The organism is Anaerotignum sp. (assembly GCF_031981185.1).
Lineage (GTDB): Bacteria > Bacillota > Clostridia > Lachnospirales > Anaerotignaceae > Chakrabartyella.
Genome location: NZ_DALYUL010000017.1, coordinates 82,464 through 83,015, shown reverse-complemented (window position 1 = coordinate 83,015; position 552 = coordinate 82,464). Strand labels below are relative to the sequence as shown.

Genomic DNA, 552 nt, shown 5'->3' with positions numbered 1-552 from the left:
ATTACTAGAGAGCAAAAAGGCATTGGCCGTGGACAGGCTTCCGCAGTCATTGAGGTTGCAGAGGCGAGAGATGAATACTTTAAGGAAACCGGTATTTATATTCCTATTTGCTCTGACGGCGGTATTGTTTACGATTATCATATGACTTTGGCATTGGCAATGGGTGCAGATTTTATCATGTTGGGTAGATATTTTGCTCGTTTTGATGAAAGCCCTACAAACAAAGTAAACATCAACGGCAGCTACATGAAGGAATATTGGGGCGAAGGCTCCGCTCGTGCAAGAAACTGGCAGAGATACGACATGGGTGGCGACGAAAATCTTTCCTTTGAAGAGGGTGTAGATTCTTATGTACCTTATGCAGGCAGTCTGCGTGATAACGTAGGTCTATCCTTGAAGAAGGTAAAATCCACCATGTGCAACTGTGGTGTACTCTCCATTCCTGAATTACAGGAAAAGGCGAAAATTACCGTAATTTCTACCACAAGCTTGGTAGAAGGCGGCGCTCACGATGTATTGTTAAAGGATAACAGCTTGAATTTTAAATAAGTA

General features: G+C 42.8%; 1 protein-coding gene. It reads left to right on the top strand.

Annotated elements, in window-relative coordinates; translation table 11 throughout:
* Positions 1-549 (top strand): IMP dehydrogenase (locus RTK36_RS10915; RefSeq protein WP_312047122.1); only part of this gene is annotated, 549 nt, incomplete at its 5' end.
* Positions 550-552 lie beyond the last annotated feature (3 nt).